Origin of the sequence: Hoeflea sp. Naph1 (assembly GCF_046837775.1) — a bacterium.
Lineage (GTDB): Bacteria > Pseudomonadota > Alphaproteobacteria > Rhizobiales > Rhizobiaceae > Hoeflea.
The window spans coordinates 273,517-298,345 of record NZ_CP177286.1 but is presented as its reverse complement, the minus strand read 5'-3'; the positions used below and the strand labels follow the sequence as shown (position 1 = coordinate 298,345).

Sequence of the window (24,829 nt, the reverse complement as noted above, 5' to 3'; positions counted from 1 at the left end):
CGATTGCGACGGGATCAGAGCTGTATGAAAACCGCATTGCCGACCGAAGCTGTCAAGGCCATTTGGCACATCCGGCCCCTTATTGGTATTGATCAACGCTGCAGCGAATGGCGTGCACAAACCTTGATTGACTCTTTTTTGGCATGGCAGTGAAGTTAGGTTGCCTGTGATTTACGTGCCTTGGCGGCATGCAGGTCGTGCCAATCACGCACCCGCACACTTTTCCCTAAAGATGGCTGATACGTGAAAATAGTGCCCATTGGACTGCGTGTTTAAGCGAGTGTTTCGTGCCCTGGGACTGATTTGAACCGCGACGAAACCTCATACTGTGTTTTGTTGCGATCCAGGCCGCCTTGAGCGCGCCACAGATTGTTACCAACGCTTGGTTGGCATCGTGGTTTCTAATCGCACGGCCTCTGGCGATGTAATGAGCGTAGTCAATCGAACCGTCATTCAATCTCTTGATGTCTGTCTGTAGCGTCATTGTCTGAGTTCCTCTGCTGGTTTCTTCAGTCAACAGTGCCACGGCCCGCCAGACTCCACTTAAAGAGGGCCATATGAAAACCCTGTGATTTTCTTGAGATTTGCACCTATTCCACCGAATTCCTTGAGAGGGTCTCGGAAATGCTGTTTTGTGGACCCATGCGCTACAGCTTTTCCAACTGTGTTCTCGACTCTGACCGTCACCTACTAGTTAGGGATGGCAAGCAGGTAAGAGTTGAACCGCAGGTGTTTGATCTGCTGCACCTGCTTGTTCGGAACGCTGGTGTTTTGGTGACGCGTGATCAAATCATCGACGAAATCTGGGGCGGCCGCATTGTGTCCGAGAGTTCGATCAGCGCTCGAATAAATGCAGCCCGGAAAGCGGTAGGCGATAACGGCAAAGAACAGTCAATTGTCAAAACTGTACCGCGGCGTGGCTTGCAGCTTGGCACGTCTGTTTCAATGGACCGTGAAGGAGAACCTGCGCCTTCTCCTGCTCTTAGTGACCGTCAAAGGGTGCGTTTTGCGAAGTCTGATGATGGGACAAGCATCGCCTATGCCACCTCTGGCCACGGACCAATGATTATGCGTGCGGGGCATTTCCTAACTCATTTGGAAATGGACTGGAAAAGCCTGATCTGGCGACCATACCTTAATGCTTTGGGGCAAGATCACACTCTCGTTCGTTACGATCAGCGCGGAACGGGGCTGTCTGATCCTATTCTTTCCAATACCGTCCTAGACAGCCATGTTGCTGATCTAGAGGCTGTTGCCAATGCCGCCGGGCTTGATCGTTTTCCACTCATTGCGCTTTCCCAAGGCGTTCCAATTGCTATTCAGTTTGCCGCGAACCACCCCGAACGTGTGAGCTGTCTTGTGCTATATGGCGGCTATACAGAAGGTCGCGCGCTTAGGGACGGTGGCCAGTCTAGCGAAGCCGCTGACGCCATGATGACACTGATGCGTGAAGGTTGGGGGAAGCCTGAAAGTGCGTTTATGAGAGCTTTTACTTCCCTGTTTTGCCCTGAAGCATCGCTAGACCAACTTGCCGATCTGGTGGACATGCAATTGGCTTCAACCTCACCTGAAAATGCCGGCCGGATCAGAATGGCGATTGATCGGTTTACCGTCGTCGATCAGTTGGAAAATATCCAAGTTCCTACTTTGGTTATTCATAGCCGAAACGACTCGGTGCATCCATTATCAGAAGGGCAAAAGCTTGCATCGAACATCGCCCGTGCCGAGCTCGTTGTTCTTGAAAGCGCGAACCACATTTTGTTGCCAGGAGAAAATGCGTGGTCTGAATGGGCCCGAGCAACCCTTGAGTTTCTCGACCGAACAAGCGCCTTAGAATAGATTTTACCACGTGTACCAATGACGGCTGTGTTCCCGCATAGCTGCCATAAGTGCAATCTGTAGCGAAGGTTCGCTTCCCGCCCAAATTGACGACGGCTCATCGTTTTCTGTATTGCTCCAACAGCCCCGCTAGAACTGAATTGTTCTCTGTCTGAACTTCGGAACACCCGCGTCATCTATTAACCATGCCGGAGCTCTTGTTCCGGATACGTTCTTTTGGCCTTGCCGGAGAAGCAACCCCGGACTATTTATATTTTGTCGCCAGAAACTGATGTTCTGCAGCGACTTAACGGCCCCCGCCGATGCGGCTAACATCGAACGAGGGCCTGACCCGCAACCTTCTCTCGAAAGGCCGAAGGCTATGTTGACCTTTACCGTTATCTCCCGTGATGGGGAAGACCCATCGCACCCCTCTCCTGTTGAAGTCCGATCGCAGCTTAGGCTGACCGGCGGCGTAACGTCGTCACCGATGTCGATTTCGCACCGCTGATCGTTTCACGACAAAGCGATCACGCTCAGCTCCTCGCTGACACCCATGGTCCGACCGCCCATCAAGGGCAGCCAATGCGGAAATAATTTCCGCGTCTGAACCTCTGTGTCTGCATGAATGCTGCCGTCATCGCTCCTGAGCAGGAGACTCGCATGAACAAGAATACCCTCAACACTACCACCACGCCCGTGTATGCATATTCCGCCGATTGTCCGGAATTGCAGCTGCTGTTCGATGAACTCATCAATGAGCTTGTCGAATCCTCTCTGTCCGCGGACGCATTGGCAGAAGCGCTCTCTGGCAGCATCGACGATCTCGCGACAATGCTGCGGTCTATGCCTGCACTCGAAGGCCGGCTGATTGAACGCGGCATTGCTGCGGTCACCAAATGCAATCCAGACTTGGAAGTAATCACGCAGAATCTGCGTCTTCCGGTTTTGCCAGCAGCTCTGCAACTGGTCGAACTCAATGACTCAGCAAAATATCGGGCATTGACGTTCGATGCTGATTTGGGCGGTCGTAAAACCTACACGCCCGACTTCATCATTCTCAATCGTCAAACGAAGATGGCGCATGTAGTGGATGCGAAACGCAGCATCAATACTTATGACCGTGCGCGGATCGAGGAGCTGATGAAACGCATGAAAGCGGCTGGGCTTGTAGTGTCTGATTTTCTCTACAAAGAGCACAAACGTCTGATCGCAGAAGAAGTAAGGGTTGTGATCCTAACTGCCGATAATCGGAAGACTGACCTGAAAGGTGGCATCTGGCATATCTCGCATCTTGATCACCTTGTCGAAATCGCCGGCGCCGGCGAAGCAATCGGATTGCTACAAAGGAATTTCCGCTCGCGCATCCAGGCAAACTGGGAGCTGGCTTGTGAAACCTTCTCCAGCAAATCCAGTCATCAGATAATGACGGCGGTCGATGTAATGACTGCGGCAGAAGAGACTGAGCCTGATGATGATCAGACCTCTGTCGGAAGCTCTGGCATCGGGACCGGCAGAGAGCCGCAAATGATCAAGCTGGGATTTGCTCAAGTGCCCGTTCGGCACTGACAGGCAATCAGCTCAATCCATCAATCTACCTTTTTGTTCACAACAGCCGCCGATCTTCCGATCCGGTGCTTGGAGAAATTTGTCATGCGTAAATCCAATTCCATTCCCCCCAACAACAACGTCGTGCCATTCCCGCAAAAAGCGGATGTTCAACATCATGCTGGTCCGATGACCACTTCTCGAAAGCAGCCACCGGCTGTCAAATCGCGGAAGCCGAAGCCAAACCGTAAGGCGCAAAGTCTGGCTGAGATTGAGCTTGAGATTCTCGTGATGTCTTGCGACGGAAATCCGACGCCTGACCTCGTTGACGAGATGGCACCAAGCACCGTCCAGAAAATTATTGAACGTACGGGAACAGGCGAAGCCGGCAACACCAGGCTGCCCAGGGGCTTGCAGCGCAGACTTGAGTTATTGTGCAGGTTCAATCACCCGGCGGGCCTAATCCTTAAAGACTGGCTTGATGGCAATCGGCGGTTTCTGCCTGCGAACTTTCAGACAATCGCGGATTACTCCGCATGCTCACAGGAGACACTGCCATGAGCAAGATCAGCAAACGTGTTTCTCGGTATCTCCTGTCGCGGCAACGCCGCGCTGCCCGACTCGAAGCTTTTGGCCGTGCCGCAGAAGCTGGCGTTCTTGACGAGCAGCAGGTCGGAGGAACCTCGCGTGACGGCACAATCTGGCGGCTTTCTGCGGATCAGGTAGCTCAGTTCTCGGGTGATCTTGATCATGATCAGGACTTGATGCGGAACCTCCTGGAGGTGTCATCACGCAACAGGAAACGGCTCGAAAGGAAGCTTGAATCTGGCGAGTTCAATGATTTCGATGATGAGGAGTTTGGGGAGGTCGGCGAAGTCGGCAAACCGGCTCGTACAATGCTCGTCAATCAAAATGGGACCACGCAGAGTTCTTCGGAGCTGGTTAGGCTTCGGGACCACGTCCTTTCAATTGTGCAGGGCTTTGCGCCCACGCTGAAAGTTCGTGAAGTCGCGACCGCTCTATTGCTCGCAAGGGCTCTTGGGAAAGATGAGAAAACCCTCCATCGACTGCTCACGATCATGAAGTCCGAGTGTCCGATCATCGCGGTGCAGATTCCGGTCCATGGCTTCGAAAAACAGCTCGGCCGTATGCTTGAAAAGGGCTTGATCCTGCCGTTCTACACATCTCTTGAACCGATCTCGGATGGCCCAGGCCTAACAGGGCACTATAAATCATTGGCGGATTCAAAACGACGAAGGTCACTCGCTTGCTGCGGGAGCGCTTTGTTAGAGCGGCTTGATCGTCATGATGATATGCGGCGGCTCGTGTCGAACAAGGTGCTTGCTGCATCCAAGCCTTTGATCATCTCTGATGAGAGAGAACAGCCACTAGCGGCTCGTCTTGCTGCCGTCGCGGACATTGTGATCCAGGGTGACGGAATTGATGCAAGCCTGATCGCTGACGTGATCGCAATTTGTTGCCAAATTCCGGTTGGTCGCTCCTGGTTTCTGATGAGCGAACTCGAATTCGAGCCGCTCCATCTTGGCATCGATGATCTGGCTATCGCAATCCGCCCAGGTCGATCCCTGACAAAAATCATCGGAATCCTGACCACGCTTGAAGCTGAAAACGCGGCACGGGCAGAAGCCAAGGATGACGACGAGAAAGAATGCGGGCTTGGTTCGTTGCTGAACAGGTCGGGTCGCTCGGAAGCAAGGAAGCACGAAAAATATTCTGGCTGCTTCGACATCATCGAGCCAGTCAAGGCAACGACCGGGTCAGAACCAGCCAAGGGGCAGAAGGCAAAGCAATCTACTAAATCATCCACCGGAAAGGATCACCTCTTCCTGGAACGGCTGGCCGGCTATGGCGATGCCCAACAGTGGGCTCTTGACCTCAAGGTCGACCTTGGTGCGTTCAGGAACAAGGAAGTCGAGTGGTCCGATCTCAGCTCACGGCTGCTGCTCTCTGGGCCGCCTGGTACGGGCAAGACGACCTTCGCCAAGGCGCTCTGCAACACGCTGGGAGTCACGCTGATCGCGACGTCGGTGGCGAGATGGCTGGAAGCGTCGAATCTCGGCGATGTTCTGGCAGCGATGAAAGCCACTTTCGAGCATGCCAATCAAAGTGCTCCGTGCATCCTGTTCATCGATGAAATCGACAACATCGGGAGCCGCGGCGGCAGCGATCGCCAGTATGACGATTACTGGTCAAGTCTGGTCAACCGCGTATTGGAATTGTTGGATGGGGCTGCAAAAACTGAAGGTGTGATTGTTGTCGGCGCGACCAACCGGCCGGAAAAAATCGACCCTGCACTTCTGCGTTCAGGCCGTCTTGAGAAGCACATTGTTATCCCGACCCCAGATACGACTGCGCTAGCGAAAATCATTGCGCATCATTTGGGAGATGATCTCGATTCGGTCCTGAACAGCAGTGCGATCGGCAGTTCCGGCGGCCCCAAAAGTGCATCTGGTGCTTTGCGCGTCCACTGCATCGACAGCACTGCCCATGACGACAGCGATCAAGTCACCAACAGCAAAGAAGGAGTGCTGACCAATGGATAACTTTCATCCCTCCGCCGTAGCGCCCGACATGAACGCAATGCTTAAGCCGTTGGCGCTGGCTGCCGCGGGTAGAACGGGTGCTGACGTCGAGCGGCTGATCCGTGAAGCGCGTCAGAAGGCCCGTCGCGAAAAGCGACCACTGTTGTACAGCGACATTCATGCAGCGCTCACCGAAAGTCAGGCGGCAATGTCACCAGAACTTGTCTGGCGCATAGCGATCCATGAATCTGGGCATGCGCTAGCTTGGACTATCTTTGGCATCGCAACCGTTTCAACTGTAACTGTCGGCATTGGTTCCGGGGGCTACGTCGAAAGTCAGATGCGCAGGGATGTCATTCAGACCGAAACATGGCTCAATCAGATGATCGCCTGTACGCTCGCCGGCAGGACCGCGGAAAAGCTCATTTTTGGTGATCATGTCGTAGGCTCCGGTGGCAATGACACGTCTGATCTTGCACATGCCACGAGGCTGGCGACAGATGCAGAGGCCAACCTCGGATTCGGGACAACCCAGCCCCTACTGTACCGTTCAGTGCAGGATCACTCATCGATCCTTTCGCTCGATCGCCAGCTGGCGCATCATGTCCATGCAAGGCTTGAGGTCGCAGAGACCATGGCCACCGAAATGCTATCGCAGCATCGCGATGCGCTCCTTTCACTGGCAACCCGTCTTGCTGAAGCCAGAACGCTGGATGGTAGCGAAGTCAGAGCGTTGCTTGCTCACGAAATGAGCGTAGCCGCAACGGGCCTAAGAAAACCGGCGCCCTGAAAGCACGATTCAGAATTCGGCTCCCGCGTTACCCACCCGGGCGCCAACGATTCCAAAGTACGTCTTTGCGATTCTGAACTCTGATACGGCGTTTCCGATTTAGGATTCGCCGTTTCAGACATCAGTCCTCGCATTGCCAGATTCAGCCTCAGCGATTCCGGTTTCAGCCCAACCGATTCCAAACCAGGAATCTGCGATTCTGGTCGGAGAACTTAACTGTATCAAGCGCTTCCAGCAGCCTCCAGTTTTGGAGTTACTGAAACTTAACCCAGCACGGCTACACACTGAGGTTGCAGTCGGTAATTTTTATAGCTTTAGGTTAGCAAGATGGATAGCGGCATTATCGTTTACTTGCCCGTTTCGATTATCAGTCTCATCTCACTCGCATTCTTGATACTCTGGCATCTCAGGATTGCGACCTCTTGGCAATGGAGTGCAGGGTTTGCTCTCACGGCTACCGGCTTCGGATTTTCGGCATTCCCGATAGCTCCGGCATTCGACGCATTTGTATCCGGCTTTATATTCATTGGCGCAGCTTACTTCTACAGCAGCGCTGTGCTCTTGCATTTTGATGCGCCAATGCGGCGGTGGGAACGGCGGCTATTTGCTTTCACGTATGTGCCCTTTAATGGCTATACTGTATTCATATCGGCCAACCTGAACGACCAATTGCTGGTCACAGACGTCGCCTTTGCAATTTTGCTTGGCTCGGCATTGCTGATGGCGATACCGAGGGCTTCCCGTCCAGCCGATAAAATCATGATCGTCGCAGGCTGGATAGTTACCATCGATACGCTCGCACGCACCACGTTCTTCTATTTTTTCACCGAGTCGAGCGATCAGCTCGCTGACTTCGTAAATTCCGACTATAATCTCTTCGTCCACATAACAACGATAACGATTTGTATGCTCTTCCCATTCTCCGCATTGGGCGCAATGGCATCGGCGGCAATTGACAAACATCGTGATGCTGCGGGGAGAGATGCACTGACGGGACTCCTCAACCGTCGCGGTCTCAATGAAGTTGTTGAAATGTTGACGAAGAACAATGCGCTCAACGGCTCGATCCTTATCTGCGATATCGATCACTTCAAGCAGATCAACGACAAATATGGACATGCGGTAGGCGACAAAGTCATCGTGGCTTTGGCCAAAGAGTTGCAAAACGCGACAGGTTCCCATGGATATGCCGCCCGACTTGGTGGCGAGGAATTCGTTGCTTACTTTCCTGGAACCTCTCAGGAAGACGCTACGCGTCTTGCTCAGCTCCTGCGGGTTGCCTTTTCTGGGCGCGCCTGGAGGCTTGACGGAGTTTTGTCAGAAGTGACTGCGAGCTTTGGTGTATCAGCTATCCGGGATGGTGAGATTACACTGCATCCCGCGATAGACCGGGCTGATAAAGCACTTTATTCAGCGAAGGCCTCGGGCCGCAACAAGGTCGTCGTTTCACCTGCGGAGGACTTTTCGTATTCTGCTGCCGGGAACCTCTTTGAACAATCGTTCGCATCCCTGGGAGCTAAGGGCAAATTTCTCAGATCGCATTAGTCCTTACGGACCCCTCCTCCTTATCATGCCGCTCAATTATGGAAATTGCTGCATATGAATCAGCTTACAAAACGCGTCGCAACTTGACTTCCATTAAGGGGACTTGCGAGGGATAGGTTTCAAGTCTCCGGTGCATTGAAGCCGACTGCGATGACGTGCGGGCAACTCGAAAAAAATCATCTCAATTTATCCTGTTACGATTCTGAATTCTGTCCTGCCGATTCGAAACAAAGAAGCTGCGATTCTTCTTCGCACGGCGTTTGCAGACAGAAGGTTGGAAACCTCGATACCAACCGCTGCGCAATCCCCTTTCCAGATTGTCAACATTATCAGGCAAACGGCGTTTGTTGCTTGCATCGCCGGCCATCAAACTGTGGCTCCATGATGAAAAAGGAGATCAGGATGACAAAGAAATCGAAACGGGAAATCGCTGCCAAACAGCGAGCGCGGCAGCAGAGGGTGAGAGACGAAGCTCGGATTCGTCGTCGACCGTCGCGAGATGATTTGGCGCGCATACTGCTTTGGAAAATGATCATGTGTGCTGAGAAGCACCCTCTGGGGCGACGCCGGGCGTTAGATCGCTTATGCGATGAGATCGTGGATGGCCTTGAGCTTCAGGGTTTCGATGTCCGTGAGAGCGAAGACGTCTTTGAAGATCTTGCTTCGCGTTACGCCGATGGCATGTTCCCATTTCGTCCGAAACGGCATCTGAAGCCTGCATGATCGGCTTCTTATCGGCCATTCTGCTAACGCTGTTTGTTTCATTTGAGCTGCCTTCCCCCCATTACTCCCTATAACGCCGTTTGCAGTGCAACCGAGAATTCTGATGAGCGAATTTACAATTATCTCTGATTGAATTGTGATCTTTAAAGGTCATGTGCTTTGTAAAATAGTTCTATTCCATTTATTTTCGGTACCTTTCAACCAAGCTTCGATATTTTCTGAAACCTCTTCCAATTGGTATTTTAGATCGCACTCCCAAACTACAGCAACCCTCCAACCTGCATTCACAAGCTCTTCTATGTTTCTCTGGTCTCTAGCCACGTTGCCACGGAACTTATTCTGCCAGAATTCTTTACGCGTCGAGGGGTTGGTCGAGAAGCGGCAGCCCTCATGGCGATGCCAGAAACAGCCGTGCACGAAGATGATCGCACCGAATTTCGCGAAGACAAGATCAGGTTTTCCGGGAAGTTTTTTTCCGTGCAGGCGATAACGGAATCCGCGGGCATGCAGTGCGCGCCTCAGCTGCATCTCCGGTTTGGTGTCTTTTCCCCGAATTCCGCTCATCATGCGGGAACGAGTTTGTTTGTCCACGATATCAGTCACGGGCATCCTGGTTTTGGTTGAAGAAACTAGTATACACGGGCTTCTCTGGTTTTTTCAGGAGGGTGATTTGCCTGCCACTTTTGGTATTTGCGACCTGTTTGCCGGTCCGGGTGGACTTGGTGAGGGCTTTGCTTCTCTCACGGATGACGGGCACGCGCCTTTCCGAATCGGCATTTCGGTTGAGAAGGAGGCATCCGCCCATCGTACCCTGAGGCTACGTGCCTTCCTTCGCAACTACCAAATGAGACACGGTAAGCTGCCCAGTGATTACATCAATTTTCATGCCGGTTTGATTTCCGAACCGGACTGGTCCGTGGTCGATTCCGTGGCGTGGCACCTAGCCAACGAAGATGCCCGTGCACTCGAACTCGGCACTCAAGCAACCACATTGGCCATCGACGAAGCTATCGAGAAGCTGCAGGGCACCTACGATGACACAATACTAATCGGAGGGCCACCCTGTCAGGCGTATTCCCTTGTGGGGCGGGCTCGCTCAAAGGGCAAGCTTGGCTATGTTCCGGAGGACGATGAGCGGCACTACCTATTCCGGGAGTACATTCGAGTCCTCGACAGGCTTCGGCCGGCGGCCTTTGTGATGGAGAACGTGAAGGGAATTCTCTCTTCGACAGTCGAGAGCCGCCTTGTCTTCGAGATGCTGATGGAGGATCTGGCTTCGCTCGGCACAGGCCAAGCCCATCACTATGAACTGCGTGCTGTCATGATCGAGGATGGTGAGGCTTGCCTGCGGGAGGCTCAGCAGCCGTCGGATTTCATTGTGCGTTCAGAGCAATTTGGGGTTCCTCAACGACGGCACAGGGTACTCATCATAGGTATCAGGTCCGATTGTGCGCATAATGTCTCAAAGGCTCGCATAAACATATCCGGTACGAAACACTCGGTGGCCGATGCCATTGGAAACCTGCCATTGTTGCGAAGCGGCCTGAGCCGAGGACTCGACAGTGCAAACGATTGGGAAAAGATCGTTGTTGACTCAGCACGAATGCTCGCCAGCATTTGCAGAGACAACGGGGACCCAGCTCTCGAAACAGTTTTCTCCGCATTGGTGCAGGATCTGGAAACAAGTCCATTGCATCAGCGGAGCTCTACTGCACTCCCGGCCAATTACGGCACTACCGATGATGACCTGATGCGCTGGCTGGAGCGGCCTGAACTGCGCGCCATAGCACAGCACGAAACGCGTGGTCATATGGCGTCTGACCTTGGACGTTACATGTTTTCTGCGGTGTTCGGCAAACAGCATGGCTACAGTCCGAAGGCCGCAGATTTTCCCCACGCCCTAAGCCCGGATCACCGCAACTGGCACAGCGGCATCTTCAATGACCGCTTTCGCGTCCAGCTAGCCAACCGCGCTTCCACCACTGTCACAAGCCACATCTCCAAAGACGGGCACTACTTCATTCATCCTGATCCAATGCAGTGCCGCAGCCTTACAGTGCGTGAGGCAGCTAGGCTGCAAACATTCCCCGACGATTACCTGTTTCTCGGGAATCGGACACAACAATATGTTCAGGTCGGAAATGCTGTCCCGCCATTTCTTGCGCGGCAGATTGCGAAGCTCATCTTTCTGAGCATTGGCGGTTACTACAATATTCAATCAACGACCAAGGTGTAGTTGCCTTGTGCTCGACGGGCAGTCTTTATGGGAGCAGCTGGATAGCCTTTTTTCAGTACTGCTAGGATTTCTGACCGATAATCATTCTGCATTAGCTCTCACGCTGAGTCCGTCTTTTGAGCCGATCGAAAGCCTTTTTCATTCAATTTGCCCAAGGTCGCCATCGCGATCGTGCATTGCTTGTCTGACGGAATTTTTCGGGGCATTGCGGCACAGGTCTCGATCACGCCCAGCTCGGTTGGCCCCAAAATGCCGTGTTCCCGAGCCCAGTTGCGTGCCTCTTTCCAGAATTCCGCACCGAGGTTGAATACCTCAATCTGTGCCTCAACGCTCGTTTCGACAGCCTTGTCCGCGTTGGCCTCCCTTATGCTCTCGTTAGCCAGATCAAGTGGGATCAGTACATTGTCGAGGCCATCCGGATAATCGATTTTTGCCTCGCTGAGCCGCTTCCAGCAAGCCTGTTTCTTGGCCCACTCGCTGTAATTCCGGATGCCCTCGGGTGGATGGGTGATCACTTTTTGTGCCTCAAGACCCGCCGCCAACAGGCAAGACCTGAGGTCCATCGAGATTTCCTGTCTGCGCCAGATCGTGTCGAGATCGACAACCTTGTCCTGCAGTTCTGCGTCATAGATGAGTTTTGCAACTGCATAGGTGACGATGTTTGCTCGATAGCCGCCTTCATACCAATCCGCATCGGAAACCAATTTTTCCGTGCGCTTGAAGACAATCGCCTTGGCGATCATTCGCCGGTACCAGACGTCGCTGAAAGCCGAGCCATCCTTGCCCCACCGCTTCTCCATGCCCTTGGCGAATTCGGCAAAGTTCTTCTGTGCGCCGAGGCTGACAAGATGCGGTGTTCCCGACCAGGTATTCTCAAATTTTGCAAGGTCCGTTTTTGTCAGGAACTGTGACCTCGGATAGTCGGAATCGAATTTCTTGCGTTCCGCTAGCGTCCGACGACCACGCTCGTCGGCAAATTGCCCACGCGCCCTTTCATAGAACCATTTGGTCTCACGGTATCCGTCCCCACTGGCCGGTGCAAGGATACGGCGGGATAGTTCCTCCACGCGAATGTGGAACGGATGGTTGGCGAAGAAGTCCGCTGCGTTCACCTTGTTCTGGCTGTTCGCGAATTCCGATATCTTGGGAACGATTGCTTCGGATCTTTCCTTGGGAACGATCGTGAGTTTCATCTGGACAAAGACTTGGGCCAATTGTTCCGGAAGGGTTTTTCTCGCAGCGTGAAGTGAGGCTGTTGTCTGACCACCATTAACGATCTGCAAATTGTCTGCACGCACGAGCTCAAGACCCCGATCGGTATTCTCGATCTCTATTGCCTCTGCTGTCGCACTGAGCCCATTGTTGTAGGAGAAGAACATGTTGGGCTCGTCGCGTATGGTATCGCGTATACCTCTGTTCACCTTTCCACGCGCCTGAAGAAAACTCCGTACGTTGGCCTCCAGCAGCCTGGGTCCCCATTTGTCGTAAATGGCGGCCAATTGTTGTCCGGGAATAATCGCCAGATAGCTTTCTAGCGATGCGGCGCTATCGGAGGCTCTCAGAAGAGGAATGCCGCCGCCAAAATCCTTGTTAAAATCTATTTGAAGGTTGGCCCGAGCCTGTCCCTGTTCAAGGAACTGTCTTAGCCGTTTCAGATCCCAGACGCTGAGGGTAACAGGTACACCCTCGTGTTCGGTTACGTTTGCTGCATCAGCGCGAGCCCGGAAGTCTCCATTGGTGACGATGATCAGCTTGACCTTCTCGACAGTCTTCCAAGTTGTCGCAATCAGGTCGGCCACACCGAATCCGTAGCTGGTTTCCTCCAACTGTTCACGGAAATCACGCTTCAGGCTGGCTACCAGGAATCGATAGAGTTTCTGCAGGAGCCTTTGCACGTGATCCTTGTTCAGGACCCTCACCTCATCCGACAAGGCGAAATCACACAGGATCAAGCTGAGAATTCCATCAGAATCCCTTGGGTCGCCTCCATAGCCATCAATCTGAAGACCTCCGCGGCTGTAAGTCCCTTCGAAATAGGCTCGATTGGCTTCGTCAATTTCACCCGCTTCAGTCAGCAGGTCGCCAACCTTCTCGAAGAAGGCTTCAACCGTGACGAGGCCGAGAACATCGGCATCGCCCTGGATATCCGCGATCAGCTCGCGGTGAAATTCTTCCAGATCGCTCATGGTTCCAGACCCGTTCGAATGACATCAATCAACTTTTCATGCATTGCAAAGGGGGCGCAGGCGTCGAGTGAAAGCGAATACCGGACTTCGTCCACACCACTGGGCAAGGGGGTGGATATGCGCGGGAAGCCGGATATGACTTCATAGTCGGCAGAAGCGCCAAGTTGCCAGCGTCGTTCATCATAGTCATTCTCGGGATCGTATCCTGTCGAATAGATGGCTTCCTCCCATTTCTCGAAGGCTTCATCCGCCATTTCGAATAGCTGCTCGGTTTGCCTGACATGGTCGTGCAGGCTGAGCCCTTCGGGAAGGACTACAGACGCCACGTTGGTCACACGCAGAAGCAGTCTGCTGCCGGGGACATCGGACAACTGATCAGCGGAGGATATGGAAATGTTGGGTTTCGCAGCTGCACGACGCGTTTTCACTTCAATGCAGGTGCCTATGAATTCAAAGTCTTTCGCCGATCCGGTTGGCCCTTTCCATGCATCTATCGATGTCTCTGTACCGAGATCTGCCACGAGTTCGCGCAACACGGAAAGTTCGCCCACGAGACCACGTTGCTCTTCCACACTGAGGCCGCCAGTCCTTCCGCCTCGCAACAGGTGGTGCCACCTCCGAGTACGTTGAATGGCCCGAACCAGCGCATCATCTCGATTTTCTGCTGCTTCGCCCGCACCTACGACGTCGAGGCACAGTGTCTCGAATATCTCGACCTGTGATCTTTCCTTCAGGCTGAGGACGAAGGCCGAACCGGAGCCCAGTTGACGGAAAGTCGCTGTCAGATTCTTGAGCTTGGGAAGCTTCGGCACGGGATCAGGCATTGCTGGAAGTTTGAGCATCAAACCCAAGGTGCCGGCATCCAACAGTACCCAGAAGAAATCGAACCGCCCAGCGCTGTCCACCCGGCGAGCATCGCCGACTTCAAGCCTTTGCCATGGATCAAGAGGCTTCAAGAGCTGCCTCCTGGTCATCATCCTCGTCTTCTTCTCCAAATAGTTCCTGATATCGAACCGTGTTGACTACATACTCCACTCGCTCAGCTGGACGCGAGGAGACAGGCAGGCTGATGCCCCAAGCAATAACCGGATCGGAAGGGATGAGTTTGGCGGCGTCTTCGTGCTCCGAGCCGTCGGGCGCAGTTGCGTTGACCAAGTGCAAGATAAAGAGACCGTTATCTCTTTCACGCCGGTAAATGGAGTCGGGATAGTTGACCCGCTCTCCATCAGTCTTGTTTTTCTCTTCCCGGTACCTCTGTTCGGCCATTCCCGCCCTCTTGTGATCAACACCTGCCTTTTCGATTCCGCGAGATGCTACCCTCATCTTCTTGCCACTGAAGGACATGAATCCGTTTTTCAGGTCATGCAGATCGACATATCGGCTAGGTGGAATTACGGGAATACCAAGCGTGAAGTCATCTGAACCGTTCTGCAGACTAGGGATCAGGACATCCCAATTCTTCAATTCATCCAATTGTCGAGCTCGTATGTAGCTTCGAACCGGTCCGGGATCGGTGGATACGCCCTGCTCCGCATTTCGCCAACCAGCCAAAAATTCATCAATCAGCTTGACCGAGACATTACTCACAAGCAGTCCCCAAGATGTGGGCTGCTTGTCGTAGTGCGTATCGGATATACGCGACACGAATGCCTTGGCTATTTCAAGATTAGCGTTGAGATCGCTTGTCTTTATGCTGACCCTTGATGTTTCGACAAACTTGTTGGACAAACCCACCAAGGCAGTGATCTTTTTTCCCGATCCCATCTTGTTTCTTGCCGTTACAAGCAAAGATGCCGGATGACTCCTCACCGCCAAGCCAAACATCCTCGGTGTGGCCTTTGCTTTCTCCATGGTTCTGAGTTCGTCGTGCAGCTCTTCAGCCGCATTTGCGATGAAAGCATACCAGTCAATGGCCTCGGCCGGCATCCAGATGCGACACAGGTCTTCGTAACCGCCCCGATATCCAAACCAGCGCCCCATCTGCATGAGCGTATCGTACATTATGGAGTTGCGCAGGAACCAGGTGACGGTCAGACCCTCAAGGGTAAGGCCACGTGAAAGAGAGAAACCTCCGACAGCAATCACGGTCTGCCCACGCTCCCCAGAGTTCGAGTAATCTAGGTCATTGGCACGGCTGTTTACCTCAACGACCTTTGCCGATGCGATCGCGTCCAGTAGTTCCGCTTGGATTTCAGGCCAATCAAATTCAGTGTCAGGATACTCTTCGGACCAGACCGCTTTTAGCGCTGCAATTTCCGGGTCACGCAGAGCGGCAGGTCCTTTACTGCCATTGATCCGAACGGCATTCTGAATACGCTCGATAATTTCATGTAGGCGGTTACGGATCTTTCCCTGCACTGCCGTGAAGCGACTCGCATTCACCAGCATCGAACAGTGAGCGGACCTTTGGCCGCGAAGATTTCTGACCGTGCGCGCCACAAGAAAAGCCCGAAGTGCCTTGATCAGCGAGGCGGGAAGAGCATCAAGCTCATGATCGATCTTGTGCTTGATTGGCAGGATGTCTTCGTTGTCGGCAATGTATCTTAGCCAGAGTGGCTGACCTTCGTCTGGTAGTCCGTCGACGAAAATCTTGCTGGGACCGAAATAGTTGCTGGGTGCATCGAGTCCAATAATGAAGTCTCGCGGGAAAAGGTCCTCGTTGAACATTTCATCATCCTGATCGGGATCGATGAAGATATTGGCGAATGGGGTCGCCGTGTAGCCAACATAACAGCTCCGATGAAACAGGTTCAACAGATCGCGGATTTGTCCGTTGATCGTCGTAACGAGTTTTTTGCCGTACTTTGTGTTGATTGATGCATTGTCTGCTTCATCGTCGATCAGGAGCATCGGTTGATCGATCATCTCCCGATCACCGCGCGCACTGTTGTCCCGCAACCAGTCGAGCAGATTCGAGAGTGTGCGGTGATTCTTCTTGATTACCAGAACGACTGGCACCTTGTAGGATTCGATCTCGCTCGTATTCGTTGAGGCGGTTGCTTTGTTGAAGTCACGTAGCGTGTTTGTGAGACTAACCGGTGTCTTGTTGGGGTCAAAGTGACCGACGCCGATGGTGTGCTTTGCGCCAGCTTTCTTTTTCTCCAGTGCCTTGCCGGTATCGCGCCCGATAAACCCTTCATCGATCCGAGCCTGAGTCTGGTTTCTGAGATTGTTATGAATTCCGGCGATTACAATGATCAGCCTGTAGCCGGCATCGGCCGCCTTGCAGATCAGGCCTGTGTAGTTCGCGGTCTTCCCGCTCTGCACATGTCCTACCACCATGCCCCGCCGATCCCAAGGCACATGCTTCTCCGGATTGCCGAGGCGACTCAGTATCTTGTCTGTCACCTTGTCCGTTGCGATCACCACATCCTTCGGCAACCCGTTCTGCAAAAGCAGTTTCCGGTATCTGTTCCAGTAGAACGGATCAATCGAAGGCTTTGCATCATCCAGCCAAGGCTCAAAATCGTCGCTGTCGACGATTGCTCCAAGACCAGCCTTAATTCCCTGTTTGACCTCGATTTCGCGAGCCAATCTCTCCAAGTCATCTGCAGAAAGAGCGGGTGCAATTGCTGCAGCAAGCCCCTTGATCAGCGAACGAAGCTCATCATCTGTTTTGCGCGGCTGGTCATAAAGCGCTGAATCCACAACGTTTGTAAGGGTATTATAGGTGTCGCTCACTCTTTCAATTCTCCGATGAAGTTCTTCAGCAGGGGCACAACTGCATCCCAATTCGCTCTCAAGAATGGGTGGCTCTGCAACGTGTCGGGCAGATCGGCTGGCTTCATTCCGCTAGAAAGCAATGTTCTTCCAATTTCGAGAACCATGATCTCCAACTCGTCTGATAACGCTACATCGGCGTGAACAGCTTCGGCATTGCCGGTAAGCTCTGCATGTAGGGTATCAATTGGCAAGGCTGATCCAAGAAGCCTTAGGCACCTGTCGAACCCGTCTCGAAATTCTTCTGGGAGTTCATTTGCAAAGCTGCGAAATACCGGGTGTTCGAGATTTGGCCGGAATACTATGTTTCCCTCACGTTGGACCCGGTTCCAGACCGGAAAGCGTGTCGCATCGACCAGTTTTTGGCCCCGCTTTTTGTAGGTACGCTTTGAAGTACCAAGAAACCGCTCCACGACTTTCTTGAGCCTCTCGCGAACAACTGCTGGCAACTGAGCCGACGCCTTCTTGACATCTATCTTCCAGTCAGCGTCCATGGTGTTCGGAATGTCGATCGCGATGCGGCACAGTTTTGTCAGTTCAGTCTGCCTTGCCAGACCAAGCCACCCTCCCGAGATGATCAGGCGGTTCTCTCGATAGACATACAATCCCTGGGTCTTCAAATGCCCTTCTGGGCCGCCAATCTCTTCCCACCTTTCCCGGGGCATCCTGGTATGATGAGGAAGGGTATGGCACCGAATTCGAACATCCCCTTGCTCTAGCCTCATGATTTCTTCCGGATCCTTCTGGCAAGCAGGATTGTCGGAGGCGAGTGGATCGATTGGTTTGAGTACGCGTCCGTTGAGCAAGATTTTCAAACGGGGCTTTTTGCCTTCAATAAAGCGGTGGAATACAAGCCGAAGGTAACGCTCTGCTCCGGCCAGTTCTCCGTTCATGTGTGCTGCGCGTTTATCCCAGTTGCGGTCATATCCGCCGTCCAGCCGATCCAGTTTTTCCCAAATGACGACAGTTCCAGTAACCGGAAGCAATTCATGTCCCGTGATAGCCTGTGGCGAGTCAATCAATTCGAGATTCCAGTTATTGCGTTTGGATACCCCATCAAGGTCCCAACGCGCGCATGAGATTTTACTGTCGCGGCGGGTCAGTACCGTCAGCTGTCGGCATTGTGAGAAGCTCGCGCTCTTGAGCCCCAAACCGAAACGCCCAAGATCATCAATGGCCCGAACATCAGTGGGATTTTTCGAACCGAGGCGCATTGCCTCAACCAGTTCGGGTTCGGACATGCCGCGACCGTTGTCCGCCAACGCGATCCAAGGGTATTCAGTTGCGGTATCCGCCTCCAGAACAACCTCTGTTGCTCCGGCAGAAATGGAGTTGTCTATGATATCAGCAAGCGCGGTTTCGAGACTGTACCCGAAATCTCTGTGCCCCTCGATCAACGACGCCGCAAAGGGTGCTGCATCGATTTCCCTAGTTATCAGTTCAGTGTTCGTGATTCTGTCCATTCAACCTATTGGTGCCAATTTGGAAATGTAACGCAAGTGTGGAATTGGGTTCTAAGCGAAAATTTTGAGCTCCAGGTAGAATGGACGATGTGGGTGTCTTTGACCGATTGAGCGGTTTCGGGCGAGTTGTAAGGTGGGTTTCCGTCTCGATGGTGTTGCCACTGAACTTGGAACTCCTGTGAAGGCTGACGCGAAACCGCCTTTCCGTGAAGTCTTCGCAAACCGGTCGATCAGTATTCGAGAAGCCTAGGCCGGCGCAGGCATTTTCTGACGCATAGCCTTTTGCTTTTTGCTAGAACGAGCTTCACAGATGCAGTCAAACCATCCCTCTGAACGCGGAAATTATTTCCGCATTGGACGAGCGATATGGGGCTGAAAAGCCACAGATACCTGCCGCACCATCCTACGCCCAAGGGCGAAGCGCTGCACGACGATATCCTCCGCGCCATCGACCGAGCCATTCCTTTCCCTCTGCTCTTCGAAATACAGGCGAAGGATCGTGTCATGGCCGTCGCCGCATATAAGCGCCCGTCTGATGCGGAGAAGGGCAAGTGGGTCCTGTCAGACCACTTGCGTGGCGAATGGGTCGCGCAGGATGCGCCGCGGCTGGCGCTGCCGGTAGCAGTGAACATGGGCGTGCTTTATGAGCAGATGGTGTCTGCGCTGGTACCCGTCCAGCCATTGCTGGGTGAGGATGTGGAAACCCGCCTTGCGCGGCTGGCCGCGATCAGGTCAAAAGAGCGAGAGATTGCTCAGCTTCAGTCCAAGCTGAAACGCGAAAGCCAGTTCAACATAAAAGTCACCCTGCATGGCCAATTGGCCGAGGCGCAGGCGGAATTTGACCATTTGAAGAAGCCCGAATAACGGGCGGCAGAGAGGCCAGCATGCCAGACAGTTCAGAAAGCACCCCGATCGAAAAGCTGAAGATGCACAGTCCCGATCTGACCGCGCAGAACATTGAAAAGATTGCGGCGCTGTTTCCGGGGTGCGTAACGGAACCGGCAAGAGCGCGCATTCTCGTGTCTCATACGATTTGATTGGTGCGATAGCCGAGAACACGGACCTGACACGCAAGACCGTGACCGAAATCCTGTCTGGAATTCAGGCCGCGAGATTTGGTGAGTTCGCGAAGAACCCTGAGCAATTCATTGCGGACGCCTCGCATATGATCCAGGAGCAGAAGGCGATCGCGATCATCGAAAAGCTGACTTACGATGCCGTAGCAGAGCGATACGACTCGCAGGTTTTCACGGCTGCCGAAACTGGCGCTGACTTCAAGAAGGCCTCTGATAAGCTGAAAAATCATATCTATGATTATGCCATTCTCGATTCCCAGGTCGAACGAGATTTCGTCAGGGACCTCGACACCAGCACCGAGGTGGTTGTCTACTCCAAGCTGCCACGCGGTTTCCTGATCCCCACACCAGTGGGTGATTACAATCCTGACTGGGCAATTGCCTTCAAAGAGGGCGATATCAAACACCTCTATTTCGTGGCGGAGACAAAGTCCGATCAGCCCTCGATGAAAATGCGGGAGCTGGAGCAGACCAAAATCAAATGTGCCCGAAAGTTTTTTGACGAGATCGGTCGGATGATCAACGAGGACCGGGTCAGGTACGACGTCGTCACCAGCTATGCGGACCTGATGGCGCTTGTGAAGCAAGCCGCGTGACATTTTTGAACTGCCATAATGCGAGCTGTCAGCTCCATTGGAAGCGGAAATAATTTCCGCTTTCGATGGCGGATGCAATGACTGATGTTTGACGTTCGGCCTGATGTTTTCGACCGATTTTCCTAAGTGTTGACGCTTCCTAAATGGTTCCAATGACGTTAGCCTGTAGAGCAGATTCTTTGATTGCGTACTGTCTACGGCTATTTCTGTCGCCGAATGTGAAACGAGGTGGTTGCGGTGAGAAGCATAACAATTTTATTCATCTGCCTGGTTGCATTTTCGGAAACAGCCAACGCCGCAAGCTCTTTGTGTCGCCAAGATATTAAACCAGCTTCTACAGATGAACTTGCATACAAAGAGCGTGGAGACAGGTGCGAGGGGTTGTTTGCTCAAAAAGTGTCTGCCACTGGATTACGCATCGCGGCGTTTCACGAGCATCCGGCGATGTTTGATGAGAACTCGCTCGCCCTGAACATCCTCTCTCCAGGTATGTCTTCGAGCAAAACTCTGACCGTCACATCGCTGCGCCCCAAACAGTATTATCGAATGGATACCGCATATGTTGGGGCAAACTTCTCCTTGACGCTTGATCTGGTTAGACACCCTGAGATCAACATCAAACCGCCCGAACTTGCTGCAGTAATTTGCAAAGAGGGGTGTGATTCTTCGTTGCCAACTCTTGTGCCCGCTTCTTTCGCTCAAAACACACCTTTCAACCCCTATATTGCTTTGGTGGCCAATCTCGAACTTTTTGAACTAAGGATTTCCATTGCAGATGATGCAACGGGCGAGGTCCTTTTCGACAAGGAGATGCTTGGTAGTCGCACTTGGCCAGCTGCGAGGCCAGCAACCTTTCCGTTAAAGCCGTATCTAGAAGGGCGCGAAAGTGTCATTTTCAAAGTTATTGCGACGGGTCGCGGTAACAAGATCATCGATAGCATTAGCGCACGTTTGCGGACAAAATGAGTGGTGCGCGCTTTAAGTTTTCAGGCCTATCGGCCGCTATTCGTAGTCGTTTGTTGCGCACTGTGTCGTGGTTAAATCTGCGAAAAATTACACTCCTGGCGTTCGTAGCAGTCATCTTATTTTCCGCAGGCGTATTTGTACTAGAGATTACTCCGAGTAGAATACTGTTAAACACTACATTTATCGCAACAATTGAAACGCAGAATGTGAGCATGCGTGTTGGAGCTCGCAGCGCTACAATCTCAGGAATTTCTGGAACAAGTATATCCGGGCATGACCAATCCACTCAAGCCGGCGCGATGGGAGAAATCGCTGACTTAACCGATCTGGACTCTGCACCAGAAGAGACGCAATTGAATTCGTTCTCGTATTCAGGGGCCTCTAGCGAGACCTATCTTGAACTAGATGAACTTGTCATCCCGCCCAGACGTGCTGTGGAGTTTGCGTCATCGGGCCTTAACCGTTTTCTTTCGGTTCAAGCGATCATTGAGGATGGGACTACACCATTCGAGGTGGTTGTCGTTTGGAAAGGCCCGATTGATTCGAGAAGTTCGGACGCTTCCCACGGTACCGTATTGGGCAGTGAGCGGTGGTTGAATCAAAGTCCACTTATCGAGTTCGAAGGTGTCGGGATTGATGGTCTGGTTTACAACCCAATAGCGGTTACCGGTCTTTCACTTGAAAAGCTGCGAACCAATGGACGCGACCAGATAAATACCAGTTCGGTATTATCCGGCGAGGTTCAATTCGACGTACGCGGCTATCGCAGCGCGTCCACAATTCTGCGGCCTGGTGAGTTTTTCCGATTTTCTGGACTATCGGCACAACTTGTAAATTTGACCTTGACTGAGAACGGCCTTCGTTTTGTCCTGATAGGCGATGCTGAGTCCATTCGGGTTGGATTCTTGAATAACACTCGAAATATTCAGCCAAGTTTATTGGATTTTCTGCGCTCGATTGACAGCTTGGGAATCATAATATCTTCGCTGTTTGCGTTTTTTCTGGCAGGTCTGGGCGCGCTAAGGATGGGAAAGAAAGATGAGTTTTAAAGGGCAAATATTGGCGGTACTGTCGATCGGTCTTTTGATGCATTTTGCATCATTCACGTATATGGGGCCCGCTTCCTCTGAAGAAATTGAATCTACAAACCAAGGTGTCGAATTGTCAGCCAAGCAGTTGGTTGTAATGATAGATGGCCGCTTTCCCACCAGCGGCGCACTGACATCGGGGGCAGGCATTGTAGTCGGGCGAAAAGGTGGTTTGCTTTATATTGCCACTGCCCGCCATGTAATTGAAGAAATTGCTGAAACTGCGGTCGATCTGAAAGTGCAGTTCGCCGATCGTCCCGGAGTTGAGGTTGACGCGTTCATTTTGCAAAATGAACTTGATAGTGGCCTCGATCTATCGCTTATAGGGGTTCCCGAAGCGCTCGCGCCAGACTCAATTAAAGGTCAAGTGTCTCTAAATGTGGCGCGCCTCCAGCCAAAGGTGGAGAAGGGCGAAGGAATAGCATTTTTGGGGCAACCGTCTGGTGAACCCTGGAAACTATCGCCTATTGGCCAACAAGTTCTGCAGTCTGGTATCACCAAACTTGAAATAGCTTCAACAGATGCGCAGCCTGGCTATTCTGGCGGGGCCGCAGTTGACGAGAATTTCCGCATCGTAGGCATAATTGTCAGCACTGACGGATCGCGTGTCTCAATCATTCCCCTTCCGTTGATAAAGGAAAAAATAGAAGAGCGATCGTTTCCATTTGATCTCGAAAACACTGATAGGGTTCTCGTGATCATTGACGAAAAATCAGTGGCAAAAAATCGGATAATTGACGCTGGATATTCGGTTAATGCTTCGGGATACTTGAGCGTTCTAGACGACGAAGCCATATCCGTATTTGGTCCTTTTGAAGAATTAAATCCACAGATCGACTTGAGCAGTTTTGTCGATGGAATTGCGTCTCTTTCGCAAAGTAGGCTTGAAAACGTTTCGCGTCGCATTGCAGATTCCGGTTTAGACGCCATTGTTGAGCTTCGTGTTGAACTTAAGGCATGGATGGAAGGCGATCTTTCCGCATTCAAATTTTGGTCGCTAGACTATCCTACTGAATGCAATCGAGCCAAAAGCCACAAGTACGGCATTTTGTTCAGCGGTATTAGTTGTGATGATGACTATGGTTCAATCTCTGCTTTTCTAAGCCAGCTAACACACGTAGCCAGAATGTCACGATACAATAAATACGTGGACAAGGAAGTGACTTCCTATGTACCTAAGTGGTTTACGGAAAACATTTCGCCTAAAGCCGTTCCGGTAATTACATATACAGACAGAATGAACTTAACAAGCATTCCGCAATGTACATATGCTATTGTAAACGCTATGGTTTCAGTTTCCTCAAGTGACAATATCTCGTTCATACCAATGCAAGGAAATAGTGGAAAATACTTTACAAATGGAAACCTGGTTGCCGATCAGCGGGTCGCCAGAAGACTGTCAAGGTATTGTCCTAAATTAGTGAGCGGAGACCAAGAGCTGATAAACCCATGTATTACAGAAGCACTTTTGGCCAGGGAGTGTGACGGGTCCATCACATTTGTCTCCCTAAGAAATACGCTTCTAAGCGACGTGGAAGAATCTAGCCGTCTATATAAAATGGGGAAATTAGGTCGTAGATTGAATGAGTCTTGGAGCACCAGCTTGGACCGTCGCGGAAACGTCTTTGCAACGATGGTAGCCGGAAAAGGGAGATTTGATCCCAGTTTCTTGTCGATTAGATGCTTTGAAGACAGAGTGATAATAAATTCTGACTTGAAGAATTTTTATACCGACATTCCTAATAAGGTGCCTCTTGTTTTGCATTTCAAATCGGGCGACGAGGAAATCACGCTACATGGCCAAGAGAAAAACCCAATTTCTCCTTATATTGCCACAGCTCAAATGCTCTCGCCTCTGCTGGATAAATTAGTAAAAGAAGCTGGCCCCGTACGTATGAGCATTGCAGAAAATACGATCGGTTATCTTCCTCTTCGCGGTTCAGCCGCGGCATTCCGAAAGGCGCTGACGGGAAAGGGCTGTTTTCTAGGATGACGACATGGCGCTTTATGGTGCAATTCTACAACTGCCTCGGGCTCGCTGGACGTACAAGCCTGCTAACACGGATCAGTTCATCACAGCCAAGCTGACCAGCTCTGACCGTGAAAATTCTCTTCGTGTCCTATAAACGATTTGGAACCGGGAGCCGTAAAGTCTGGCTGCTCCGTCCGAGGTTTATCTCTTTTGGGTAGTCCGGGTCATTGGGCCATAGGGAGTGCGACATCACAGTGTTGTTAGACTCTCCCTGTAAGTTGAAGGGCAGCATTATTGCTTTCAGCAATCAGTATGGAAACCTGGGATTGCGATTGATCCTGATCCAGGGTACCGTCCAGTGTATCGCTCAACCAGCGGCCAATCTCAATTGAGCCAAATTTGTCAAGAATCTCAGGAGTTTGAGGGAGAATCCCACCCTCTCCGCCATACTTGCCTATTAGCCTTTTGTTTAATTTCATAAATCAAATGTTGGAATTCTGCAGTGCAGTTGGGCATGCACTTTTGTCCAAGGGGCAGGAATGATCGCCGCTTCTCGGTT

19 protein-coding genes are annotated in these 24,829 nt (G+C 52.1%); 14 read left to right on the top strand and 5 right to left on the bottom strand.

All coding sequences use genetic code 11. The annotated features are described in order from the left end of the window. The first annotated feature begins 24 nt into the window (after positions 1-24). The 8 genes from ACK6D9_RS01380 to ACK6D9_RS01345 all read left to right on the top strand — a co-directional run bounded on the left by ACK6D9_RS01380 (position 25) and on the right by ACK6D9_RS01345 (position 8,967). On the top strand, positions 25-153 hold the full coding sequence (locus tag ACK6D9_RS01380; protein WP_412050358.1) for a hypothetical protein: 129 nt from the start codon (positions 25-27) through the stop codon (positions 151-153). A gap of 489 nt (positions 154-642) precedes the next feature. After that, a complete protein-coding gene (locus ACK6D9_RS01375; protein WP_412050357.1) occupies positions 643-1,839 on the top strand; it encodes an alpha/beta fold hydrolase in 1,197 nt (398 codons plus the stop codon). Positions 1,840-2,481: 642 nt separating this feature from the next. Continuing rightward, positions 2,482-3,387, top strand: a complete 906-nt coding sequence (locus tag ACK6D9_RS01370; RefSeq protein ID WP_412050356.1) for a hypothetical protein — start codon at positions 2,482-2,484, stop codon at positions 3,385-3,387. A gap of 84 nt (positions 3,388-3,471) precedes the next feature. Then, positions 3,472-3,927 (top strand): hypothetical protein, encoded by a 456-nt coding sequence (locus tag ACK6D9_RS01365; protein WP_412050355.1) that lies wholly within the window; start codon positions 3,472-3,474, stop codon positions 3,925-3,927. After that, positions 3,924-5,930, top strand: a complete 2,007-nt coding sequence (locus ACK6D9_RS01360) for an ATP-binding protein (protein ID WP_412050354.1) — start codon at positions 3,924-3,926, stop codon at positions 5,928-5,930. Before ACK6D9_RS01365 ends, ACK6D9_RS01360 begins: the two co-directional genes overlap by 4 nt. Then, the gene (locus ACK6D9_RS01355) at positions 5,923-6,699 is read left to right on the top strand and encodes an ATP-dependent Zn protease (RefSeq protein ID WP_412050353.1); all 777 of its coding nucleotides are present in this window, start codon (positions 5,923-5,925) and stop codon (positions 6,697-6,699) included. The genes ACK6D9_RS01360 and ACK6D9_RS01355 overlap by 8 nt, the downstream gene beginning before the upstream one ends. A gap of 327 nt (positions 6,700-7,026) precedes the next feature. Then, positions 7,027-8,244, top strand: coding sequence for a diguanylate cyclase (locus tag ACK6D9_RS01350; protein ID WP_412050352.1), 1,218 nt, complete (start codon positions 7,027-7,029; stop codon positions 8,242-8,244). A gap of 402 nt (positions 8,245-8,646) precedes the next feature. Further along, positions 8,647-8,967 carry a hypothetical protein gene (locus ACK6D9_RS01345; RefSeq protein ID WP_412050351.1) on the top strand — a complete coding sequence of 107 codons (321 nt, stop codon included), beginning with the start codon at positions 8,647-8,649 and terminating at the stop codon, positions 8,965-8,967. 150 nt (positions 8,968-9,117) lie between these two features. Here the strand turns inward: ACK6D9_RS01345 and ACK6D9_RS01340 are convergent, their stop codons facing one another. Beyond that, positions 9,118-9,570, bottom strand: coding sequence for a very short patch repair endonuclease (locus ACK6D9_RS01340; RefSeq protein ID WP_412050350.1), 453 nt, complete (start codon positions 9,568-9,570; stop codon positions 9,118-9,120). A 67-nt stretch (positions 9,571-9,637) separates the two neighbouring features. Here ACK6D9_RS01340 and ACK6D9_RS01335 point away from each other — a divergent pair, with 67 nt between their 5' ends. Further along, positions 9,638-11,203, top strand: coding sequence for a DNA cytosine methyltransferase (locus ACK6D9_RS01335; RefSeq protein ID WP_412050349.1), 1,566 nt, complete (start codon positions 9,638-9,640; stop codon positions 11,201-11,203). 98 nt (positions 11,204-11,301) lie between these two features. On the opposite strand, the gene ACK6D9_RS01330 is transcribed toward ACK6D9_RS01335, so the two are convergent. Genes ACK6D9_RS01330 through ACK6D9_RS01315 form a run of 4 tightly spaced genes read right to left on the bottom strand, consistent with a single transcriptional unit; the run spans position 11,302 to position 18,572 of the window. After that, a complete protein-coding gene (locus ACK6D9_RS01330; protein ID WP_412050348.1) occupies positions 11,302-13,389 on the bottom strand; it encodes an AIPR family protein in 2,088 nt (695 codons plus the stop codon). After that, a complete protein-coding gene (locus tag ACK6D9_RS01325; protein ID WP_412050347.1) occupies positions 13,386-14,345 on the bottom strand; it encodes a PD-(D/E)XK motif protein in 960 nt (319 codons plus the stop codon). Before ACK6D9_RS01325 ends, ACK6D9_RS01330 begins: the two co-directional genes overlap by 4 nt. Continuing rightward, positions 14,332-17,070, bottom strand: a complete 2,739-nt coding sequence (locus ACK6D9_RS01320; protein WP_412050346.1) for a Z1 domain-containing protein — start codon at positions 17,068-17,070, stop codon at positions 14,332-14,334. Before ACK6D9_RS01320 ends, ACK6D9_RS01325 begins: the two co-directional genes overlap by 14 nt. Next, positions 17,067-18,572, bottom strand: a complete 1,506-nt coding sequence (locus ACK6D9_RS01315; RefSeq protein WP_412050345.1) for an ATP-binding protein — start codon at positions 18,570-18,572, stop codon at positions 17,067-17,069. The genes ACK6D9_RS01320 and ACK6D9_RS01315 overlap by 4 nt, the downstream gene beginning before the upstream one ends. Before the next feature lie 366 nt (positions 18,573-18,938). On the opposite strand from ACK6D9_RS01315, the gene ACK6D9_RS01310 reads away from it, so the two are divergent. The 5 genes from ACK6D9_RS01310 (at position 18,939) to ACK6D9_RS01290 (ending at position 24,291) form a co-directional block, all read left to right on the top strand. Beyond that, complete coding sequence (locus ACK6D9_RS01310; RefSeq protein ID WP_412050344.1) at positions 18,939-19,436, top strand: DUF4391 domain-containing protein; 498 nt, start codon at positions 18,939-18,941, stop codon at positions 19,434-19,436. Between the two features lie 301 nt (positions 19,437-19,737). Beyond that, positions 19,738-20,244, top strand: coding sequence for a hypothetical protein (locus ACK6D9_RS01305; RefSeq protein ID WP_412050343.1), 507 nt, complete (start codon positions 19,738-19,740; stop codon positions 20,242-20,244). A 237-nt stretch (positions 20,245-20,481) separates the two neighbouring features. Then, positions 20,482-21,210, top strand: coding sequence for a hypothetical protein (locus ACK6D9_RS01300; RefSeq protein ID WP_412050342.1), 729 nt, complete (start codon positions 20,482-20,484; stop codon positions 21,208-21,210). Next, on the top strand, positions 21,207-22,259 hold the full coding sequence (locus tag ACK6D9_RS01295; protein ID WP_412050341.1) for a hypothetical protein: 1,053 nt from the start codon (positions 21,207-21,209) through the stop codon (positions 22,257-22,259). Before ACK6D9_RS01300 ends, ACK6D9_RS01295 begins: the two co-directional genes overlap by 4 nt. Beyond that, positions 22,249-24,291 carry a S1 family peptidase gene (locus ACK6D9_RS01290; protein WP_412050340.1) on the top strand — a complete coding sequence of 681 codons (2,043 nt, stop codon included), beginning with the start codon at positions 22,249-22,251 and terminating at the stop codon, positions 24,289-24,291. The genes ACK6D9_RS01295 and ACK6D9_RS01290 overlap by 11 nt, the downstream gene beginning before the upstream one ends. The last annotated feature ends 538 nt before the right edge of the window (positions 24,292-24,829 follow it).

Coding starts and splice junctions, on each gene's coding strand:
- ACK6D9_RS01380 (WP_412050358.1), top strand. CDS start 25: ATGAAAACCGCATTGCCGACCGAAGCTGTCAAGGCCATTTGGCACATC.
- ACK6D9_RS01375 (WP_412050357.1), top strand. CDS start 643: ATGCGCTACAGCTTTTCCAACTGTGTTCTCGACTCTGACCGTCACCTA.
- ACK6D9_RS01370 (WP_412050356.1), top strand. CDS start 2,482: ATGAACAAGAATACCCTCAACACTACCACCACGCCCGTGTATGCATAT.
- ACK6D9_RS01365 (WP_412050355.1), top strand. CDS start 3,472: ATGCGTAAATCCAATTCCATTCCCCCCAACAACAACGTCGTGCCATTC.
- ACK6D9_RS01360 (WP_412050354.1), top strand. CDS start 3,924: ATGAGCAAGATCAGCAAACGTGTTTCTCGGTATCTCCTGTCGCGGCAA.
- ACK6D9_RS01355 (WP_412050353.1), top strand. CDS start 5,923: ATGGATAACTTTCATCCCTCCGCCGTAGCGCCCGACATGAACGCAATG.
- ACK6D9_RS01350 (WP_412050352.1), top strand. CDS start 7,027: ATGGATAGCGGCATTATCGTTTACTTGCCCGTTTCGATTATCAGTCTC.
- ACK6D9_RS01345 (WP_412050351.1), top strand. CDS start 8,647: ATGACAAAGAAATCGAAACGGGAAATCGCTGCCAAACAGCGAGCGCGG.
- ACK6D9_RS01330 (WP_412050348.1), bottom strand. CDS start 13,389: ATGAGCGATCTGGAAGAATTTCACCGCGAGCTGATCGCGGATATCCAG.
- ACK6D9_RS01315 (WP_412050345.1), bottom strand. CDS start 18,572: ATGGACAGAATCACGAACACTGAACTGATAACTAGGGAAATCGATGCA.
- ACK6D9_RS01310 (WP_412050344.1), top strand. CDS start 18,939: ATGGGGCTGAAAAGCCACAGATACCTGCCGCACCATCCTACGCCCAAG.
- ACK6D9_RS01305 (WP_412050343.1), top strand. CDS start 19,738: ATGATCCAGGAGCAGAAGGCGATCGCGATCATCGAAAAGCTGACTTAC.
- ACK6D9_RS01295 (WP_412050341.1), top strand. CDS start 21,207: ATGAGTGGTGCGCGCTTTAAGTTTTCAGGCCTATCGGCCGCTATTCGT.
- ACK6D9_RS01290 (WP_412050340.1), top strand. CDS start 22,249: ATGAGTTTTAAAGGGCAAATATTGGCGGTACTGTCGATCGGTCTTTTG.